General features: G+C 68.2%; 17 protein-coding genes. 6 read left to right on the forward strand and 11 right to left on the reverse strand.

Going from position 1 to position 19697, the window contains the following annotated elements; translation table 11 throughout:
• Positions 1-28 precede the first annotated feature (28 nt).
• Positions 29-1741: an ABC transporter family substrate-binding protein gene (locus tag MRBLWH12_RS06145; protein WP_363547209.1), complete on the forward strand. Its 1713-nt coding sequence runs from the start codon at positions 29-31 to the stop codon at positions 1739-1741.
• A 70-nt stretch (positions 1742-1811) separates the two neighbouring features.
• Positions 1812-2546, forward strand: a complete 735-nt coding sequence (locus tag MRBLWH12_RS06150; RefSeq protein ID WP_341974481.1) for an alpha/beta fold hydrolase — start codon at positions 1812-1814, stop codon at positions 2544-2546.
• Here MRBLWH12_RS06150 and MRBLWH12_RS06155 read toward each other — a convergent pair.
• On the reverse strand, positions 2541-3761 hold the full coding sequence (locus MRBLWH12_RS06155) for an MFS transporter (protein ID WP_363547212.1): 1221 nt from the start codon (positions 3759-3761) through the stop codon (positions 2541-2543). The genes MRBLWH12_RS06150 and MRBLWH12_RS06155 overlap by 6 nt on opposite strands.
• A 5-nt stretch (positions 3762-3766) precedes the next feature.
• Positions 3767-5149 carry a GH1 family beta-glucosidase gene (locus tag MRBLWH12_RS06160; RefSeq protein WP_363547215.1) on the reverse strand — a complete coding sequence of 461 codons (1383 nt, stop codon included), beginning with the start codon at positions 5147-5149 and terminating at the stop codon, positions 3767-3769.
• A gap of 259 nt (positions 5150-5408) precedes the next feature.
• Here MRBLWH12_RS06160 and rpsT point away from each other — a divergent pair, with 259 nt between their 5' ends.
• Positions 5409-5669, forward strand: coding sequence for a 30S ribosomal protein S20 (rpsT, locus tag MRBLWH12_RS06165; RefSeq protein ID WP_341974478.1), 261 nt, complete (start codon positions 5409-5411; stop codon positions 5667-5669).
• Between the two features lie 49 nt (positions 5670-5718).
• Here rpsT and holA read toward each other — a convergent pair whose 3' ends face one another.
• From holA to MRBLWH12_RS06190, 5 genes are all read right to left on the reverse strand, one after another.
• Positions 5719-6756 (reverse strand): DNA polymerase III subunit delta, encoded by a 1038-nt coding sequence (gene holA / locus MRBLWH12_RS06170; protein ID WP_363547218.1) that lies wholly within the window; start codon positions 6754-6756, stop codon positions 5719-5721.
• A 9-nt stretch (positions 6757-6765) separates the two neighbouring features.
• Positions 6766-9117, reverse strand: a complete 2352-nt coding sequence (locus MRBLWH12_RS06175) for a ComEC/Rec2 family competence protein (RefSeq protein ID WP_363547221.1) — start codon at positions 9115-9117, stop codon at positions 6766-6768.
• Entirely contained in the window at positions 9114-9710 is a 597-nt protein-coding gene (locus MRBLWH12_RS06180; protein WP_363547224.1) for a ComEA family DNA-binding protein, read from the reverse strand. The genes MRBLWH12_RS06175 and MRBLWH12_RS06180 overlap by 4 nt, the downstream gene beginning before the upstream one ends.
• 255 nt (positions 9711-9965) lie before the next feature.
• The gene (gene leuS / locus MRBLWH12_RS06185) at positions 9966-12545 is read right to left on the reverse strand and encodes a leucine--tRNA ligase (protein WP_363547227.1); all 2580 of its coding nucleotides are present in this window, start codon (positions 12543-12545) and stop codon (positions 9966-9968) included.
• A 31-nt stretch (positions 12546-12576) separates the two neighbouring features.
• Positions 12577-13884: an anthranilate synthase component I family protein gene (locus MRBLWH12_RS06190; protein WP_363547230.1), complete on the reverse strand. Its 1308-nt coding sequence runs from the start codon at positions 13882-13884 to the stop codon at positions 12577-12579.
• 42 nt (positions 13885-13926) lie between these two features.
• Between MRBLWH12_RS06190 and MRBLWH12_RS06195 the strand changes: the two genes are divergently transcribed.
• Genes MRBLWH12_RS06195 through MRBLWH12_RS06205 form a run of 3 tightly spaced genes read left to right on the forward strand, consistent with a single transcriptional unit; the run spans position 13927 to position 16565 of the window.
• Positions 13927-14598 carry a DedA family protein gene (locus MRBLWH12_RS06195; RefSeq protein WP_363547232.1) on the forward strand — a complete coding sequence of 224 codons (672 nt, stop codon included), beginning with the start codon at positions 13927-13929 and terminating at the stop codon, positions 14596-14598.
• Positions 14599-14602: 4 nt separating this feature from the next.
• The gene (locus MRBLWH12_RS06200) at positions 14603-15628 is read left to right on the forward strand and encodes an App1 family protein (RefSeq protein WP_341974471.1); all 1026 of its coding nucleotides are present in this window, start codon (positions 14603-14605) and stop codon (positions 15626-15628) included.
• A 1-nt stretch (position 15629) separates the two neighbouring features.
• Complete coding sequence (locus tag MRBLWH12_RS06205) at positions 15630-16565, forward strand: 3-methyladenine DNA glycosylase (RefSeq protein ID WP_363547235.1); 936 nt, start codon at positions 15630-15632, stop codon at positions 16563-16565.
• On the opposite strand, the gene MRBLWH12_RS06210 is transcribed toward MRBLWH12_RS06205, so the two are convergent.
• From MRBLWH12_RS06210 to MRBLWH12_RS06225, 4 genes are read right to left on the reverse strand one after another with little or no spacing between them, the layout of a single operon-like run.
• Positions 16469-17650, reverse strand: a complete 1182-nt coding sequence (locus MRBLWH12_RS06210) for a glycoside hydrolase family 3 N-terminal domain-containing protein (protein WP_363547238.1) — start codon at positions 17648-17650, stop codon at positions 16469-16471. The two genes, MRBLWH12_RS06205 and MRBLWH12_RS06210, sit on opposite strands and share 97 nt — an antisense overlap.
• A 56-nt stretch (positions 17651-17706) precedes the next feature.
• On the reverse strand, positions 17707-18363 hold the full coding sequence (locus MRBLWH12_RS06215) for an SDR family oxidoreductase (protein ID WP_341974468.1): 657 nt from the start codon (positions 18361-18363) through the stop codon (positions 17707-17709).
• 21 nt (positions 18364-18384) lie between these two features.
• Positions 18385-18909 (reverse strand): hypothetical protein, encoded by a 525-nt coding sequence (locus MRBLWH12_RS06220; RefSeq protein ID WP_363547241.1) that lies wholly within the window; start codon positions 18907-18909, stop codon positions 18385-18387.
• Positions 18906-19694 carry a hypothetical protein gene (locus tag MRBLWH12_RS06225; protein WP_363547244.1) on the reverse strand — a complete coding sequence of 263 codons (789 nt, stop codon included), beginning with the start codon at positions 19692-19694 and terminating at the stop codon, positions 18906-18908. Before MRBLWH12_RS06225 ends, MRBLWH12_RS06220 begins: the two co-directional genes overlap by 4 nt.
• Positions 19695-19697: the final 3 nt, after the last annotated feature.

The following is a 19697-nucleotide window of genomic DNA, read 5'->3' on the forward strand; positions in this document are numbered from 1 at the left end:
GTAAGGCCGACAGGCACTAAGGAGTACCATGAAACGGCATCAGAAGCTGATGGGCATTGCAGCTCTCGGCGGCGCCCTTGCACTCGTCATGAGCGGATGTGCAGCAGGCAACGGCGGCGGCACCGAAGGCGAGGGCGAAGGTCCCAAGACCGTCACCGGCGCTGACTACAACCCGCAGCCCCGCGAGAACCTCAAGCAGGGTGGCGAGCTTCGCATCCCGATCTCGAACATCGCTGAGCAGCTGAACTACTTCCACAGCGACGGCGACGCCCGCGTGACGCAGGTCGGAACCTGGTTCCGCCCGCAGGTGCTGCTGATGGACCCGGACGGCACGATCAAGCCGAACCCGGCGTACCTCGACGACTACAGCTTCGGTGTCGAAGACGGCAAGACCGTCCTGCACTTCAAGGTCAACGAGAAGGCAGTCTGGAACGACGGCACGCCGATCGACGTCACCGCGTTCGAGGCGACCTGGAAGGCCAACAGCGGCCAGGACGAGGCTTACCTGCCCAACGCCACCGACGGCTGGAAGGAAATCGAGTCCGTCGAGGCCGGCGAGAACGACCGCGACGTCATCGTCACCTTCAAGGGCGAGTTCGCCTGGCCGGAGATGGTCTACTCGCAGCTGCTGCACCCCGCGGTGAACACGCCTGAGCTCTTCAACACGGCGTTCATCGGCGACTGGCACCCGGAGTGGGGCGCAGGCCCCTACACGATCGACAACTTCGACAAGAACGGCGGCGTCGTCGAGCTCGTTCCGAACGACAAGTGGTGGGGCGAGAAGCCGCTCCTCGACAAGGTCTCCTTCATCCAGATGGAGCCGACCGCTGCGGTCAACGCGCTGCTCAACGACGAGGTCGACATGGCCGAGACCGGCAGCGCGGAGCTGCTCGCTCAGGTCGCCGACCTCGAGGGCGTGACGACCTACAGTGGTCAGGCGACCGCGAACGCGCTGTTCATCCTGAACTCCGAGACTCCTGCCCTGGCAGACCTCGAGGTCCGCGAGGCGATCATGTCCGCGATCAACCTCGAGCAGGTCAAGGAGATCGTGTTCAACGGCCTCAACTACACCGAGGAGCCCGCAGGCTCGCTCACGCTGTTCTCGTTCCAGCCTGACTACGTCAACGCTCTGGAAGAGGCCGGCCGCAAGGACGGCGACACCGAGGGTGCCAACAAGATCCTCGATGACGCCGGCTGGACGCTCGGTGCAGACGGTGTCCGCGAGAAGGACGGCGTCCGCCTCGCGATCACGTTCCCGGGTCACAGCGACACCGAGACGGCACGCGCTCGTATGGTCGCAGTTCAGGCGCAGCTGAAGGAGATCGGTGTCGAGGTGACGGTGGACGTGCGTCCGTCGGCTGACTTCGCCGATGACTTCACGACGAAGAACTGGGACATGTTCTTCCTGAACTTCACCTCGTCCGACCCGTTCGGTGCTGCCTGGTACTGCCAGCTGTACTGCTCGGACAGTGGCCTGAACCTCTCGGGCACCGGCACCGAGGCGATCGACAAGAAGATCCACGAGCAGGTCGAGTCGCTTTCTGACCCGGTCGAGCAGACCAAGGCCGCGATGAAGCTCGAGTCCGAGATCTTCGCCGAGACCTGGGGTGTTCTGCCCGCGTTCAACGGACCGGAGATCTGGACCGTCAAGAACGGCCTCGCCAACCTCACGCCCGAGCCCTACGTGGGCCTCGACCTCTTCGGCATCACGCCGGTGGAGAACGTGGGATACGAGAAGTAAGCCTTCTGGCACATTCGCAGCGGGGTCGGTGGTTCATCCACCGGCCCCGCTGTTCTTTATGCTGGCTCCTGTGAGCATCCAGGTCGTCTTCGTGCATGGCATCCGCACGTCCAGAACGATGTGGCTGTCGCAACAGGCGTTCCTCACCGAGCAGGGCATCCACTCCGTCGCCCTCGATCTTCCGGGGCACGGCAGCACACTCGGTGAGACGTTCACCATCGAGGCGGCCCTGGCAACAGTGGATGCCGCGGTACGCAAGGCAGCACTCGACGGTCCAGTGCTGCTGGTGGGGCATTCGATGGGCGGGTTGCTCTGCCTGGCGACCGCCGGCTCGGCGGATCCGCCACCGATCGCTGGTGTGGTCGCTGCCTCCTGCACCGCCTTCCCGCGCGGTGCGGCGCTGCGCGCCTATCGGCTGCTCGCGAGCGCCATGAACGCGCTGCCCGGTCGGGGCTCGTGGCTCACCAGGCGGGTCCTTGCCGCAACGCTCCCCCTCGAGACGCGCGATCACTTCGGTGCCGGCGGCTACGCGTACGACGCGCAGGATGCCGCGCTGCGCAGCCTCGAGTCGCTGGATCTCGCGGACGCCGTACAGCGCATCCGCGTGCCCCTTTGGTACGTGAACGGCCAGTACGACCAGCTGCGCGTGCACGAGACGCTCTTCCAGCGGCTCGCACCGCACGCCGAACTCATCGTCGTGCCCCGATCGACGCACCTGGTCACTGCGATGCGCCCAGGGGTGTTCAACGCCGTGCTGGGGCTGGCTGTGGCGACGATCGAGCAGCGAGTCGCTGCAGCTTCATGATCGCGCGCGCGGACGCGCGAATGCGGTGAGGACGCCCCCGAGGAGAGACAGGACGGCCGCCGCCACGAACACCAGCCAGAACCCGCCGACCAGCGCCACCAGCGCGGCACCGAGCACGGGACCGATCAATTGGCCGAGAGCCGCCGTCACGTTGACGATGCCGAGGTCGCGTGCGTGATCCTGCTCATCCGGCAGCAGGTCAGCGGCGAAGGCGAGCCCGACGGTCGAGAAGGCGCCGTAGCCGAGCCCCATCAGCGCGGCGGCGATCATCGTCGCCTCGAAAGTGGGAGTGAGCGCGATGACCACACCGGATGCCGCTTGCACGACAGTGGCGGCCACGGTGAGCCCCTGCCGATTGCCCGTGCGATCCGAGACGATGCCGGTGAGCACCGAGGCGAGCACGACGAAGACGGTGTAGACGACGATCAGCAGCAGCAGGTTGTCCTGCGCCGCGGCACTCGGCTGGTTCAGACCGTGCAGCAGGAAGAACAGGAAGAGTGCGGTCCCCAGCGCATTCCCGATGTTCGTGACGAGTCGGCCGGACAGCATCCAGGCGAAATCGCGGTCGCGGAGCGACGCCAGCCGGCGTCCGGCTGCGCGCGGCGGCCGCATCTCCGCGGTCGAGGGCGGGTCCGCCAGCAGCAGCGCGGCGGCCGTCCCGATCACCGCGATGATTGCCGCAAGCAGCAGGTATCCGGCGAGCACGTCGAGCCCCAGCAGAACGACGAGAGCCACCCCGAAGACGATTCCGACCGCCTGACTGGATCCGACCGCGGCGGAGGCGGCGCCACGCTGCGTCACGGGAAGCTGATCGGCGATCAGCGCTGTGAAGGCCGCAGACGAGACGGCGACACCGACCGACACGCCGATCCACGCCGCGCCGACCGCCCAGGGCCCTTCGGTGAATCCCGTGACGACAAGGCAGACGGCGGTGAGCCAGACGCCACCCAGGGCCCAGGGACGTCGTCGATGCCGCCCGGCGCGGGCCCGATCGGAGAGAGCTCCGGCGACGGGTCCGGCGATGACTCCGGCGAGACCGCCGATCCCGAGCACGATTCCCGAAGAGACGACGCCGGTGATCCAGTCACCCTCGGTCGTGTCCAGCTGCAGCGGAAGAAGCAGCTGGACTGGCGTGAGCTGAACCGTCCAGATCGCCAGCCAGGCCAGGGAGAACAACGACATCCATCGGAAGCCGACGCGCGTCGCGGTGCTCACCGTGCTCACTGTGCGACCTCCGCATCGCGAGCCGAGGATGCTCCCGCACGGGCGTCCGCGATGAAATCGCGATACCAGTCGTATGAGGCTTTCCGGGTGCGCTCCCCCGTGGCGAAATCGACGTGCACGAGACCGAACCGCTGCGTGTAGCCGTCGGCCCACTCCCAGTTGTCCAGGAGCGACCACACCGTGTACTCGGTAACGGGAACTCCCGCCTCGATCGCCTCCGCGACCGCGGTGATGTGCCCGGTGAGGTAGCCGATCCGGTCGGCGTCCTCGACGCGCCCTGCACTCTCCGGCTCGGGGAAGGATGCACCGTTCTCCCCGATGATCACCGGCGGAAGCTGCGGATGCCGGCGGTGGAGGTCGATGAGGAGATCGCGCAGCGCCTCCGGCATGATCGGCCACTCCGGCCCGAAGCCGGTGACGGGCACCCCGGGCGTCGGCACGATGTCGAACGGGATCGGGCTCTCACCGTTCGCCGCCGTGACCGTTGTCGGGTTGTAGAAGTTCACTCCGTAGAAATCGATCGATCCGCCGATGAGTTCCAGGTCGCCGGATCGCACCGGCATGGCCGGAAGTCCCAGCGCCTCGAGATCGGGATAGGAACCGTCGAGAAGCGGCTCACTGAAGATCCGGTTGTGGATCGTGTCGTACACCGCGGCGACCGCACGATCCTGGTCGGTATCGTGCAGCGGCAGCACCCATGTGTGGTTGTTCACCAGCCCGACCCGACGGGCACCGCGACCTTGCAGCACCTCAGCTGCCCGGCCGTGCGCGAGCAGCTGGTGGTGCACGGTCGGCAGGGCGCCGAAGAGAAGCTGCTTCCCCGGAGCGAGCGCCCCGGTCGCGTAGCCCTGCAGAGTCGTCATCGCCGGTTCGTTGAGCGTGTACCACTGCGGCACCCGGTCGCCGAGGCGGTCAGCGACGAGTGCCACGTAGTCGGCGAAGCGCTCCGCCGTGTCGCGGTTGAGCCAACCGCCGTCCGCTTCCACCGCGCTCGGCATCTCCCAGTGATACAGCGTGGGAAAAGGGGCGACGCCGGCTTCGAGCAACGCGTCGACGAAGCGGGAGTAGTGATCGAGCCCCGCGGCGTTCGCGGGGCCGGCGCCGTCCGGCTGCACTCGTGCCCACTGGATCGAGAAACGGTAGTGATCCACGCCGAGGCCGGCGACGAGCGTGATGTCGGCTTCCGGGTGTCGGTAGCTGTCGCAGGAGGGCTCGGCCTTGGAGCCGTCCTTCACGGCCCCCGGCACGTCCACGAAGTCGTCCCAGATCGACCTCCCCCTCCCGTCCGCGCTGCGAGACCCTTCGATCTGGAGGGCCGAGGTCGCCGTGGACCAGCGGAAGTGGGGCGGGAAGACCAGCCGGGTGGGATCGGAAAGCATCTCGCTCCTTGACGTCGGTGTCGGGGACACTGCTGATTCTGTACCCGGTACCGCTCTCAGCGCGACTGGGTATCGTGAAGAATCTCCCGTGTTTCGGCATCCTGCGGTGACCTCACGGCATCGTTTCGCGCTATCCGGTCGACTGCTGATAGACTCGACTCTTGGCTTGCGTGTGGGTTCTCTCCCTCACGACCGCTGTGCACCAGCCCTCTTCTGTTGCCGGCATTCCATCACACACCTGTACAGAAAGCGTCCACACGTGGCAAACATCAAGTCGCAGATCAAGCGCAACAAGACCAACGACAAGGCTCACGAGCGCAACAAGGCCGTGAAGAGCGAACTCAAGACGGTCATCCGCACCGCTCGCGCGGCCGTCGCCACCGGCGACAAGGCTGCTGCCGAGGCCGCCCTGAAGACGGCTACGCGCAAGCTCGACAAGGCCGTCAGCAAGGGCGTCGTGCACAAGAACCAGGCAGCGAACCGCAAGTCGGCCATCGCCAAGAAGGTCGCCGCTCTCTGAGCCTGAACCTTTTCTGAAGAAGGCCCGCACCTCACGGTGCGGGCCTTCTTCATTCCCCGAACGGCTGGCGGGTCGCGATGACCGTCACCATGCGCTCGAGGGCGAAGATCGGATCGCGCGCGGCGCCCTTGACCTCGGCGTCTGCTCGCGCGGTCGCCTGGATCGCCATACCCAGCGATCGCTCGTTCCAACCGGACAGGTCTCGGCGGGCACGATCGACCTGCCAGTCCTTCATGCCGAGGCGCTGCGCGAGCTGCCGGCTGGGCTCGCGGTTTCCGGCCACCCGCGCCATAGTGCGGAGCTTCATCGCGAAGGCCGCGACCATCGGCACAGGGTCGGCACCGGACGCCAAGGCGTGCCGAAGCGAAATCAGCGCCTCGCCATAGCGTCCGGCGATCGCCGTGTCGGCGACGACGAACGCCGACACCTCGACGCGGCCACCGTAGTACTTGGTGACGACGTCTTCGCTGATGTCACCCTCGACATCGCCGATGAGCTGCTGACATGCGGCGGCGAGCTCGGTGAGGTCGTCGGCGAAGGCGGAGACGAGGGCGCGAAGGGCCGCCGGGGCGATGCGCTTCTTGGCGGCACGGAACTCGCCCGCAGCGAAGTCGACACGGTCGCTGTCGCGCTTGATCGCCGGGCAGGCGATCTCGATGCCGCCGCCGGTACCGGCACGAAGCGCATCGAGGAGCTTCTTCCCTCGGACACTCGCGCCGGTGTGCCGGAGAACGATGGTCGCACCCTCCTGAGGCTGCTCGAGGTACGACACCGCCTCCTGCAGGAAGGCGTCTGAGCATTTCTCGACGCCCGAAACCCGCAGGAGTCGCGGCTCGCCGAACAGGGAAGGGGACGCGAGTGCGAGCAGAGTGCCAGGAGCGTAGTCATCGGCACGGATATCGCTGACTTCGAGGGCCGGATCCTCGGCGCGCAGATAGTCCCGGACACCGGCGATCGCACGCTCGGCGCAGATCTCCTCAGGACCCGAGACGAGCACGAGCGGGGCTGGTCGCGGCTCTCGCCAGGACACCTGGGGAACCTTCGTCGGCTTCGCGCCGCCACGGGACGAGGAACGCGGAGCAGCCATGCTGCCAGCCTACCCGGGGTCGCCGACGCTCGATCCGGTGACTGCCCCCTCTTCGCCCGCATTCCGCTCCGTCCACACCTCCAGCTCGCCGTCGCGCAACCCCAGAAGGATGCGCCCCTGCTCATCGGTGCGCAGTATGTGAGCGCCGACTGCGTCGAGGATGTCGATGGTCTCCTGTCGGGGATGCCCGTAGTCGTTGTCCGCTCCCGCGCTGAACAGGGCTGCCACCGGTCCCAGCGCCTCGTACAGCCCGGGGTCCTGATCCGCGCTGCCGTGATGGGCCACTTTCACCACGGTGTACGCGCCGCGGATCTGACCCGATGCGACGAGCATCCGCTGCGGTGTCGCCGCCAGGTCCCCCAGGAAGATCGCACGGGGCACATCGCCTCCGCTGATCTCCCAGACGATGCTGGCGTCGTTGCCCGCGGGGAACGCCGCCGAGTCCGGCCGAGGCCACAGCACACGCCACGATGCGGTGCCGAGTTCTCCGCGCATCCCGGTCGCAGCGTCGACCGCTGTCGCACCGGCGGCGGACAGATCGTTCAACATCCGTTGATCCGCTTCCTCCCCGATCGGACCGTGCAGAACGGTTTCCACGCGCCCCCGCACGGCATCGACACCACCCACGTGATCGAGATCGAAGTGCGTGAGCACGAGCAGATCGATACGTTCAATGCCGAGCGAGCTCAGGCATGCCGCCAGCGGGGCAGCTTCAGGGCCGGTGTCGATGAGGGCGACCTCGTCATCGGAACGGACCAGCAGGGCATCTCCTTGACCGACGTCGCATGCGGCGATCGACCATCCATCCGGCGTGGTCGCCGTCACGAGCGGCCCGGTGAGCACGAGATGCGCGCCGGCGTGAGACAGCGTGCTGACGACCACCGCGAATGCCCCTGCGCGCAGCCGCCGCAGGAACGCCGGCGCCTGAACGGGGCGGATGATCACGAGCCCCAGCGCCGCGCTGAGGACGGCCACGAGTAGGGAGCTTCCGAGGCCGGGGACGACGAGCACCTGCGCGCCGGGCAACTGCGCCGTCGTGGTGGCGGTCGACGCGATCCAGGCGGCGGGCAGCCAGGCGGATGCTGCGAGCAGATCCGCGAGCGCGGGCACCGGAGCGGCGAGACATGCGAGCAGCCCGATCACAGTCGCCAGCGGCGCCGCCGGAGCGGCGAGAAGGTTCGCCGCGAGGCCGATCAGCGACTGCTGCTCGGCGAAGAGCGCGATGATCGGCCCGCAGACGAGCTGCGCCGCGAGCGGCACGGCGATGGCCAGCGCCAGCGGTTCCGGCATCCATCGGCCAAGACCTGCGGCCAGCGGGCGCGCCAGCACGATCAGCGCGCCCGAGGCCGCCGCCGACAGCGCGAACCCCGGCGTGGCCGCCAGCCACGGATCGACCAGCAGTATCCCGACGACACAGACCGCGAGTACCCCGACCCCGGCGCTCGGCCGGCCGAGCAGCACGGTGAGCATCGCGAACCCGGCCATCACCGCTGCCCGGACGACGCTCGGTTCGGGGGTGACGAGTACGACGAACGAGGCCAGTGCCGTGAGCGACAGTACGACGCGCAGCATACGTCCACCGCGGCAGACGGCGGTCAGCCAGAACACCGCGCCGACCACGATCGCGCAGTTCGCGCCGGACACCGCGGTGAGATGGCTCAGACCGCTGACACGCATGTCGTCGTTCAGCGCGGTCGGCACCGCCCGGGTATCGCCGACCGCAAGACCGGGAAGAAGGCCGGCACCGGGCTCCGGGAGGCGCACCGAGCGCTCGATGAAGTCGTGTCGTACCTGGGCAGCGACGCCGAACACTCCGGATGCCGGGCTGATGATCTCTGCCTCACTCACGAAGACGATCAATGCGGCGCGTTCACCGGCGTCCGTCGCCATCGCCTCACCCACCACACGGATGCGGGCGCCGAGGTCGAAGCCGTCGCCGGGATCGACGCCGATGCGCACCGATGCGGACGCCGGCGTAGCGGAATCGGGCGGTCCTGCGCGGGTCGTGCGTGCGTCGAACCAGAGCCGACCGTCCTGGCCGATGGATGCCGACGAGCTGATCTCGGCGAACACCTCGACGACGCGGCCGTCGTGCGCCGCGACCTCGGTTCGCGATGGCGCCGCGAAGCCGACCGCCACCGCTGTCGCTGCCGCGGACGCGAGCAGCACGACCGCGAGACCTCCGCGGACGAGCTCGGTTCGTCCACGCTGCCGCGCGGTGAGCAGCCCGAGAAGCGTCAGCGCGAGCATCCCGCACACGACGGCACACCCCCATGCCACTTGCGGCAGGAGCACGCAGAGGAGCGCGGCGCCCCAGACGGCCGCGGCGAGCGGCACGAGACGCAGCTCGCGCGCCTTCACACGCGCACCCCCTCGCGCAGGCCCGCGAGCATCTTCTCGCCGATCCCCGGCACGGCGAGAAGATCGTCGACGGACTGGAACCGCCCGTTCTCATCTCGCCACGCGATGATCCGCTGCGCCAGCGCAGGACCGATCCGCGGCAGCGTCTCGAGCGCCGCCTGGTCGGCCGCGTTCAGGTCGATCCGCGCGTCTCCCGGTGGCGCCGCCCCCGGTGGGGCACCGGGCTCCCCCATCGGCGGAACGATGATCTGCTCCCCGTCCGCCACCACGCGCGCCAGGTTGACCGCCTGGAGGTCGGCCGCCTCGGTGGTGCCACCGGCTGCGGCCAGCGCGTCCACCAGTCGCGCATCCAGGTCGAGAAGGTACAACCCGGGCTTCTCGACCTCGCCGAGCACGTGCACGTACAGCTCGCCGGCGACGTCGGGGGCAGCGCCGTCGCCGGCGACCGGCAGCGATTCCACCGGTGCCGCTTGGCCGCGCAGGATACCCATACCCACGGCGCCGGAGAGCACGACCAGCGCCAGCACCACGGCCGCGCCGATGCTCAGCCGTCGCCGGGCATTGCTCCCGGATGCCGACTCAGTCGCTGTCACCCGGTAACGCTAAGCCGGAGCGTCCGCGCCTGAAGAGGACGATGCCGCCATCGGTGGAAAGGTCACCGCGCCGTCATGATGTGCAGACGAAGACGAAGCGCGTGCCGCACGGGCCATCGAGCTGCCTGAAATCAGGAGGACGTCCCCAGATCAGGAGGTTTCAGGCGGAAACGTCCTGATCTGGGGCGAACGTCCTGATCCGGGGCACAAGACCGGTCGGCGTCCCCGTGGGAGTACCAACGTGAGAGACGAGCCTCAGCCCTTGACGACGAAACTGACGATCTTCGGGGCGCGCACGACGACCTTCACGATCTCCTTGTCGCCGATCGAGCGGATCACCCGCTCGTCGGCGCGTGCCAGCGCCTCGAGGTCCGCCTCGCCGATACGCGCGGGCACCTCGAGCTGTGCGCGCACCTTGCCGCTCACCTGCACGACCGCGGTGATGGTGTCCTCGACGAGCAGCGCGGGATCGGCGGAACGCCACGTCACCAGGCCGACAGAGGGCTCGTGGCCGAGCGCCTCCCACATCTCCTCCGCGGTGTGCGGCGCGATGAGGTCGAGCATCACGGCGATCGTCTCCGCGGCCTCGCGCACAGCGGGGTCTCCCGCGCTCGCCGGGCCATCGATGGTCTTGCGGGTGAGGTTCACCAGCTCCATCAGGCGTGCGACGAGCACGTTGAACTTGGTCTGCTCGACCAGCCCAGGCGCGTCTGAGAGGAGCTTGTGCGTCGCGCGACGAAGCGCTGCGTCGCCGCCGTCGAAAACCACGTCGACAGGGCTCGAGACATCGTGCGCGATCCGCATGACGCGTGCCAGGAACTTCTGCGCACCGGTCGTCGAGACGTCGGCCCAGTCCTTGTCATCCTCGACGGGACCGGCGAAGGCCAGCGCGACGCGGAGGGCGTCTGCACCGTGTGCATCCAGTTCCTCTTCGAAGAGCACCAGGTTGCCCTTGCTCTTCGACATCTTCGCCCCGTCGAGGAGAACCATGCCCTGATTGATCAGATTGGAGAACGGCTCGGTGAAGTCGATCAGCCCCATGTCGAACAGCACCTTGGTGATGAAGCGCGCGTAGAGCAGGTGCAAAATGGCGTGCTCCACGCCACCCACATACGAGTCGACGGGCGCCCAGCGATCCGCTTCGGCCGGCTCGAAGGCAACGGTGTCGCTGTTCGCGGAGAGGAACCGCAGGAAATACCAGGAGCTGTCCACGAAGGTGTCCATGGTGTCGGGATCGCGCAGCACAGGATCGCCTGTCGCCGGATCCACCGTGCGCACCCACGACTCAGCGGCGCCCAGAGGAGAGGAACCCTTCGGCTTCAGGTCGAGACCCTCGACGCTGGGCAGCTTCACCGGCAGCTGATCTTGGGCGACCGGGATGATCCGGCCGTCCTCGGCGTGCAGCATCGGGATCGGCGTGCCCCAGAACCGCTGACGCGAGATCAGCCAGTCACGGAGGCGGTAGTTCTTCGCGGCGCGCCCGGTACCGGATGCCTCCAGCTGCTCGATCGCGCGGGCGATCGCGTTGCGCTTGGAGAGTCCGTTGAGGGCTCCCGAGTTGATCAGGCGCCCCTCGCCGGTGAGGGCGATGCCCGTGCTGGACGGATGCTGCTCATCGAGAGCCACGCCGGTGTCGATCGGCACACCCTCGTCATCGACCTCGATGATCGGCATCGCACCGGTGATCGGCGCCGTCGTGTCGACGACGACCGTGATCGGCAGGTCGAAAGCTCGGGCGAAGTCCAGGTCGCGTTGGTCGTGCGCCGGGACAGCCATCACGGCGCCGTGGCCGTAGTCGGCGAGTACGTAGTCGGCGGCCCAGATCGGCAGCTTCTCGCCGTTCACCGGGTTGATCGCGAAGCGGTCAAGGAAGACGCCGGTCTTCGGGCGGTCCGTGGACTGCCGGTCGATGTCGGTTTCCTTCTGCACCTGCGTCAGGTACGTCTGGAAGCGCTCGCGCACGTCGGCCGGAGCATCGGCGGCGATCTCGGCCGCCAGATCGGAATCGGGAGCCACCACGAAGAAGGTCGCGCCGTGCAGCGTGTCAGGCCGCGTGGAGAAGACCGTGACTGGCTCGTCACGACCTTCGATACGGAAGTCGACGTCGGCGCCGACCGAGCGGCCGATCCAGTTGCGCTGCATCTGCAGCACCTTGTGCGGCCAGAAGCCCTCGAGCTGGTTCAGGTCGTCGAGCAGGCGGTCGGCGTAGTCGGTGATCTTGAAGTACCACTGCGTGAGCTTCTTCTTCACGACCTCGGCGCCGCAACGGTCGCAGCGGCCGTCGACGACCTGCTCGTTCGCCAGCACGGTCTGGTCGTTCGGGCACCAGTTCACCGGGCTCTTCTTGCGATAGGCCAGGCCGCGCTCGTGCAGCTTCAGGAACAGCCACTGGTTCCAGCGGTAATACTCCGGATCGGACGTGTGCAGCACACGCGACCAGTCGAAGGAGACCCCGTAGGCCTGGAACGCCTTCTTCTGCTGTGCGATGTTCTGGTACGTCCACTCCCGCGGGTCCGCGCCCTGACGGATGGCGGCGTTCTCGGCCGGCAGACCGAACGAGTCCCACCCGATCGGGTTGAGCACGTTGTGCCCGCGGTGACGCCAGAAGCGCGCCACGATGTCGGAGTAGAGGTAGTTCTCCGCGTGGCCCATGTGCAGGTCACCCGACGGGTACGGGAACATCGCCAGCACGTACCGCCGCGGGCGCTTGTCTTCGGCTCCGCCGGCGAGGAAGGTCTCGTTCTCGGCCCAGTACTTCTGCCACTTGGCTTGGATGTCGTGCGCCGAAGCGGGCGCGTCGACGGTCTCGGCGGAGGAAGGCTGGTGCTCGGACAACGAAAACGACCAATCTGAGAAGAAAGTGGGGTCAGTTCAGGATATCCGAACCCCAGTGTCCGGGCAGGACGGCGCCGAGTGCCGCCAGCGGCGCCCTGGCCTTCGTGGCGACCTCGGCGACTTCGGCTGCCGGCACCGATCCCCAGGTGATCCCGCCACCGGCGCCCACCACGGCAGCGGTCTGCTCGATCACGATGCTGCGGATCACCATCGCCAGGTCGAGTGCGCCGTCGACGCCGACGTATCCGAAGCATCCGGCATAGATGCCCCGCGGCCCGCCCTCCAATTCATGCAGCCGAGTCATCGCCGAGAGCTTCGGCGCCCCCGTCATGCTCCCCGCCGGAAAGGTCGCCTCGAGGAGTTCGGCGACCGTCGTGCCCGACGCCGCCTTCCCGCTCACGGTGCTCACCAGTTGATGCACGGCCGGGTAGCTCTCCACCTGCCACAGCGCATCCACCCGGATCGACCCCGGTTCGCACACCCGGGAGAGGTCGTTGCGCATGAGATCGACGATCATCACGTTCTCGGCCCGCTCCTTGGCGTTCACGGCGAGTTCTGCGGCGAGAGCCGCGTCCTCCGCCGCGTCCGCGCTGCGGGGTCTGGTTCCCTTGATCGGGCGGGTGCGGATGACGCCCCCGGCCGCGTGCAGGAACTGCTCAGGGCTCGCGCTGAGCAGAGCGCGCCCGCCGATGCGCACGAACCCGCCGTGGTGCGCCGGCGTCGCGGCGCGGAGTCGAAGGTAGGCGGCGACGGCATCATGCTGCCCTGGAACGGTGAACCGCGTGGTCAGGCACAGCTGATAGGCGATGCCTGCCCTGATCAGCTCGCGGCAGCGCTCGATGAGCTGCATGTACTCCGCGGGCTCATGCCTGGCCAGCGCAGAAATTGCAACGTCAGTCGAGACGGGGACGGCGGATGCCACGGCACGCGGTTCCGTCACGAGCGCCGCCCACTCGTCCAGATCGCCTTCCTCCGCGAGCACCCAGACACGATCGGCCGCGTGATCGAAGGCCACGACCCGGCGGGCGCGCAGCCACGACCTCCCCACGCTCGCGGAAGTCGGCGCCCCGGCAGCTGCGGCGCCGCTCTCGTAGTCGCACCAGCCCACCCAGCCGCCCAGGAACGGCGGAGCGTCGGCATCGCCTCCCGTCACCGAGTCGATGCGCACAGCATCCGGGTCTCCGGCGCACTCGCCGGTGCCGATGAAGCTCCAGCCCTCGCGGGCGGCTGTCCCGGCATCCAGCCAGAACACGTCCGGCGAGACGGACTCGAGCGCCATAAACAGCGCGGAAGGGTCGGTCCACCCGGACAGGACGCGACTACTCAGGCGATCGGGCACGTTTCCAGGGTAGAGCCGCGACGCGTCCCGTATCCTCATGGAGTGGATGAGATCGTGCCGTGGTTGATCGACTTTATGCGGTCCATCGACCCGGTTGCCCGCACGCTCGTCGCGGGGCTCGCCGTGATGTTGGAGACCAGCGTCCTGATCGGCCTGGTGTTCCCAGGCGACACGGTGGTCCTCATCGCCTCCATCGGCATCACGAGCCTCCCCGAAGCGGTCGCGATGGTCGTCGCCGTCGTGGTCGGTGCGCTGATCGGCGAGAGCATCGGCTTCTGGCTCGGCAGATGGATCGGTCCGCATATCCGCGCTTCCTGGGTCGGCCGACGGGTCGGCGAGGAGAACTGGGTGCGCGCCGAGCGCTACCTCGCGCGCAGAGGCGGCATCGCAATCTTCCTGTCGCGCTTCCTGCCGGTGCTCCACTCGCTCGTCCCACTCACCGTGGGTATGAGCCACTACTCGTACCGCCGCTTCCTCGCGTGGACCGCGCCCGCGTGCCTGCTGTGGGCCACTGCCTACGTGAGCGTCACGTCTCTGGCGGCCGGAAGCTTCGACGAGCTCGCCGACCGGGTCCACTATGCGGGATACATCTTCGTAGGCATCATCGCGCTGTTCCTGATTGCGGTGTTCGTCGGTAAGAAGGTCATCTCACGCCTCGAGGCCCGCCACCTCGAGACTCCGGACGCGGATGCCGCGACCAACGTGAAAGACTGAACCGATGCCAAAAGTTCCCCCGGCACCCCGGATCCACTGGTTCGCGCGACTCGAGCACCGTCTTCACGTGTGGCGCGAGGGCCGCGCGCGCCGTCGCGGCCGTGCCGCGACGATCCTGCCCTTCCCCGGCTATGGCGGCGCCGGCTGGGTGCGCGTCACGGGCCGTGTGCTCATCGTGCGCCCGCAACGCGCCACCAAGAACGGCGAGCCGGCGAGCGTACGCGGTTGGCGCAGCTTCGTCGGAATCCCGGTGAGCTTCGCGACGGTCAGCATCGATATCGGTGGCAAGGTGCACGAAGTCGTGGCCGATCGTGGCGGCGTCATCGACACCTCGATCGCAGCCGACCTTCCCGCCGGCTGGCAGAGCTTCACGATGTCGGTCGAAGGACAGGACCCCGTCGAGTCCACCGCGTTCATCGCCGCAGACGGCGTGCGGTTCGGTGTCGTCTCAGACGTCGACGACACCGTCATGGTGACTGCGCTCCCCCGGCCCTTCATCGCCTTCTGGAACTCGTTCGTCGTCGACGAGCACGCCCGCCTGCCCGTCCCGGGAATGGCGGTCCTGCTCGATCAGCTCCTCCGGGAGCATCCCGGTGCCCCGATGATCTATCTGTCCACCGGCGCCTGGAACGTGGCGCCGACCCTGCGCCGGTTCCTCGGGAGGCACCTGTTCCCCGCCGGCGCCATGCTGCTCACCGACTGGGGTCCCACCCACGACCGCTGGTTCCGCAGCGGCCGAGAGCACAAGCTCACGAACCTGCGTCGGCTGGCGACCGAGTTCCCCGATGTGAAATGGCTGCTGATCGGCGACGACGGGCAGCATGACGAGTCGATCTACACGCAGTTCATGGAAGAGCATCCCGACTCCGTCGCCGGTGTCGCCATCCGTCGCCTGCTGCCTGCCGAAGCCGTGCTCGCGGGTGGGCGTGCCGACCCCGAGCCGCACGCTGACGACCCGGCCCCGTGGGTGAGCGCCGAGGACGGCGCGGGTCTGCGCGATCTGCTCGGTGACGTCGGCATCCTGCGCTGAGATGTCCCTCCCACGCAGCGCCTGGTCGGAGCTCGAACGGGCGCACCACGAGCGCGCGGACCAGCTGACCGCCGAGCACCGCGCGCGGTCGGCACGCGGCGAGAAGCATCCGGTGTGGGACTTCCTGTTCACGTACTACTCGTACAAGCCCGCCCAGATACGTCGTTGGCACCCGGGCGCCGGGGTCGAACTCGCGAAGGCCCCCGAGCGGGTGGATTGGCGCTGGTACTCCCCCGGCTCCTCTGCCGAATCCGCCGTCCCCGATGCGGCCGCCTTCGCACGCGAGAAGCCGGACCTCGCGGGGTTGATCGAGCGGATGCTGCGCCGCACCGCGTCGCGCCCCGGCCAGTTCGGCTGCTTCGGCCTGCACGAATGGGCGATGGTCTACCGGGACAAGGAACACCGCCATCCGGCGCCGCTGCGTCTCGGGCAGGCCGAGACCGACGCGGTGGTGGAGAGTCACGAACTGCGCTGCACGCACTTCGACGCGTTCCGCTTCTTCACGCCGGAAGCGGTGCGGCGCAACCGCAACGACCTCAGCCGTGATGTGCAGCCGCTGTTCGAGCAGCCGGGGTGCCTGCACGCCGGGATGGATCTGTACAAGTGGGCGATGAAGCTCGGGCCGCTGGTGCCCGGCGAGCTGCTGCTCGACACGTTCGAGCTGGCCAGAGACATCCGGCTGCTGGACATGCAGGCGGCGCCGTACGACCTCACCGCGTGGGGCGTCGAACCGGTTCGGATCGAGACCGTCGACGGAAAAGCGGAGTACGTGCGTCGGCAGCGAGGGTTCGCCGATCGCGGCGCGCTGCTGCGTAGGCGGCTGCTCGGCGCCTGGCTGGGTCAGGAGACGGGCGCGCACTCCGCGCAGAGCGCCCACCCTGAGCCGGCCCCCGCGAGTTCCAGCCGTAACGTGAGCACCCGCTCCGCCGCTTCCTGAAGCCGCTCCGCGGGGAGGGCTCCCGCCTCGACGGCAGCGACGATTCCGGCCGTCAGCTGTGCGGCGGTCTCGGGTGTGGAGTGAGCGATGGTGAGTACGAGGTCGGTGCCGGCGGCCAGCGCCGCGACGGCGTTCGCGACCGGATCCGCGTATGCCGGAATACCGGTCGACTGGAGCATGCCGAGATCGTCGGTGACGATCACACCGTCGAATCCGAGTTCCTCTCGGGCGATCTCGTGCCACCGGGCGGAGAGAGACGCGGGCGCGGGGTCGACCGCGGTGTAGGCGAGGTGCCCGAACATGAGCAGGGAAGCGCCTGCGTCGATCCCGGCGATGAACGGCAGCGCGTCCGCCGCACGCCACTGCTCGATCGTCATGGCGGTGGAGGGGATCTGCTGGTGAGAATCTCCCGGCGCCGCACCGTGCCCCGGGAAATGCTTCAAGGTGGAGGCGAGGAACTGCTCCTCGGCGGTGACAGCGGCAGCGACCCGATCTGCCGCACTCTGAGGGTCGGCCCCGAGGGAACGACTGAAGATGAACGACGAGCCGTCGGCCGTCGTATCCGCGACGATGCCGAAATTCACGTTCGCTCCCCCGCGCGCCACGAGCGAGGCGCGGGCAGCGAACGCCGCCGAGGTGGCCGCCGGGGGCGCGTCCTTGAGGGTGGGCGCGGCCGGGAAATCGTCCCAGCCGATGCGCGAGACGTCGCCGCCCTCCTGGTCGATGGCGATGAGGGGCGGAAGCTCGGGATCGATCGTGAGCGCCGCGGTGACCCCGAGCAGTTCGGCTTCTGAACCGGGAACGTTCGATCCCATCAGGATGAATCCGCCGAGATTCTCCGCCGACATGAAGGTGCTGAGCGTGGCCGCATCCGTGCTCGGAATGTGCCCCATCACGACACTCGCCGCCTGCTCCTGGACACTCATCGCCGAGACGATCGTCTCGGCTCGGTCAGCCGGACCGCTCTTCCGTGCGGTGTCGACCACGCCAGCGCGCTCGAGATCCGCCGACGCAGTCGCGGGAGTGAGCGCTGCGACGGCGACCATCAACGCTCCGGCAACCCGGACGGGGAGGTTTCGGCGCATCCGTCCAGCCTACGACGCCTTTTCTCCGGTCGCTGAGCGAGCGGGCGACGCGCCGGTCAGCGGGCTAGGGCGACGTCGATCGGCTCGGAGGATTCCGGGGTTCCGTTGCCGAAGCGGATGGTCCGTCCGATCGTGGGCGACGCTTCCAGCGTTGCGGCGATCACGGCGGCGACATCGGCACGGGACACTGCGCCGCGATCCGAAGGGTCAAGTTCGATCCGCCCGGTCGAGGAGTCGAGCGTGAGCGTACCGGGGGCGAGGATCGTGCCCTCCAGATCCGTCCCTCGCAGATACTCGTCTGCCGCCCACTTCGCGTCGGCGTAGGGAAAGAAGCCGTCGTCCTCGGGGATTCCGTGCTCGGCGGTCGATCCGAGCCACGACACCATGACGTAGCGGCGGACGCCGGCGGCTTCCGCCGCATCCATCGTTCGGATCGCGGCATCGCGATCGACGGCATAGGTCCGCTGCGGAGCACCACCTCCGGCACCCGCCGACCAGACCACCGCATCGTGGGCGCGGATCAGGTCGGCGAGAGCGGCGACATCCAATTCCTCGATATCGGCCACCACGGGCGTCGCCCCGGTCTGCTCGACCTCGGCGGCGTGCGCCGGATTCCGGATGATCGCCGTGACTTCGTCACCACGTGCGACGAGCAGCGGGGCAAGCAGAAGGGCGATGCGGCCGTGGCCGCCGAAAACGATGATGCGGGACATGAGGTCTCCTCTGGTCGGTGCTCAGCGAGGCCGCTGCGAGCCGTCGATGACGAACGCCTGCGGGTGGCTCGGAAGGTAGCGCACGACGACGCTCCCGCTCGATGGGATGGCGTCACGCGCAGGGTAGACGGACGGGGTGAAGAAATTGCTCTCGAGGGTGTACTCGACGCCGTCTGCGGTGGTGAATGTGACCCAGTCCCCATCGATGGTCGCGGTGGTCGGACGGCCGTTCTCGTGGATGTAGGCGCGGGTGACCGGCACTCCGGTCAGACCCAGGATGCCGAGGATCAGAGAACCGAGCATCAGGAAGGCGAGCACCCGGAAGACGATTCGCCTGAGACGACCCAGAAACTCACCCCGTGGTCGCGCATCGAGCGTCAGCAGGCCCTCCCGCTCACGGATGCTGCGCAGCCGCCCTCCTGGTGCGGTGCCGCGGGCCGACATCGCGAACAGCCCGAGAAGGGAGAAGCCTGCGATGAAGACCATCGCGTAGCCGTGCGCGACCGGGAAGTTGATCAGCCAGATGAGCGTGTCCATCGGGTTCATCGCCCCTCCTCCTTCTCGATCGTGACGGCGACCGTCTGGGGATCTTCCCTGCGGTAGAACGCCCAGATCGGTGCGCCGACCTGGAGCCTCGAGATCGCGTCGGGGTGCACGAACACCGTGGTGTCCGCCTCCCACGTCGACAGGCCCTCCGGTGCCATCAGCACCCGAAGCGCGAGCTCGCTCTGCCCCTCTCGGCGTCGCCCGGTCGGTCGTACGGTCAGGACCGATGCCGGCACCTGAGTTCCCGTGGTGCGCGCCTTCACCAGTCGTGGATCGAGGAGACCGCGCTCGATGCGCCAGTTCAGCATCGCCTCCCGCACCGTCGGGTCGGTGAGGTCGGCGAGCTCGACCGTGTCCTGATCGGTCATGCTGTAGCGCACCGGCAGCGGCTGGCCGACCTGCAGCATCCCGAATTCACTCGCATCCACCAGCATCCGGAGCTGACCGACGAACTCATCGCCCAGGCGCGGCGTCACGCGGATGAACAGGTCGTACTGCGGCACGTCGTTGACCGTGAGGCCGGTGCGTGAGACCTCGACGATCCGCCCGACGCCGATCTGCGCGTCGCCGCGCACGCGCTTGCGGCGGCCGAGGCCGCTCATCGTGCCGCCGAAGGTGAGGAGGAGCCCCCAGGCCACGCCGATCATGATCGGGGCGCCGAGCTTGTCGCCGCCGAACGGAAGGATCGACTGACGCTGATTCACTCCGAACAGGCCCTCCCCGACCCAGATGATGAGCCAGGCCGAGAGCAACAGCCAGATGATCGTGAAGACGATACGGAGCATGCG

It is taken from the genome of Microbacterium sp. LWH12-1.2, assembly GCF_040675825.1.
Lineage (GTDB): Bacteria > Actinomycetota > Actinomycetes > Actinomycetales > Microbacteriaceae > Microbacterium.

Excerpts from the sequence above, each read along its gene's own strand:
- MRBLWH12_RS06215 (WP_341974468.1), bottom strand. The coding sequence starts at position 18,363 with ATGTCCCGCATCATCGTTTTCGGCGGCCACGGCCGCATCGCCCTTCTG.
- MRBLWH12_RS06210 (WP_363547238.1), bottom strand. The coding sequence starts at position 17,650 with ATGCGCCGAAACCTCCCCGTCCGGGTTGCCGGAGCGTTGATGGTCGCC.
- MRBLWH12_RS06220 (WP_363547241.1), bottom strand. The coding sequence starts at position 18,909 with ATGAACCCGATGGACACGCTCATCTGGCTGATCAACTTCCCGGTCGCG.
- MRBLWH12_RS06200 (WP_341974471.1), top strand. The coding sequence starts at position 14,603 with ATGCCAAAAGTTCCCCCGGCACCCCGGATCCACTGGTTCGCGCGACTC.
- MRBLWH12_RS06145 (WP_363547209.1), top strand. The coding sequence starts at position 29 with ATGAAACGGCATCAGAAGCTGATGGGCATTGCAGCTCTCGGCGGCGCC.
- MRBLWH12_RS06225 (WP_363547244.1), bottom strand. The coding sequence starts at position 19,694 with ATGCTCCGTATCGTCTTCACGATCATCTGGCTGTTGCTCTCGGCCTGG.
- MRBLWH12_RS06205 (WP_363547235.1), top strand. The coding sequence starts at position 15,630 with ATGTCCCTCCCACGCAGCGCCTGGTCGGAGCTCGAACGGGCGCACCAC.
- holA (WP_363547218.1), bottom strand. The coding sequence starts at position 6,756 with ATGGCTGCTCCGCGTTCCTCGTCCCGTGGCGGCGCGAAGCCGACGAAG.
- MRBLWH12_RS06160 (WP_363547215.1), bottom strand. The coding sequence starts at position 5,149 with ATGCTTTCCGATCCCACCCGGCTGGTCTTCCCGCCCCACTTCCGCTGG.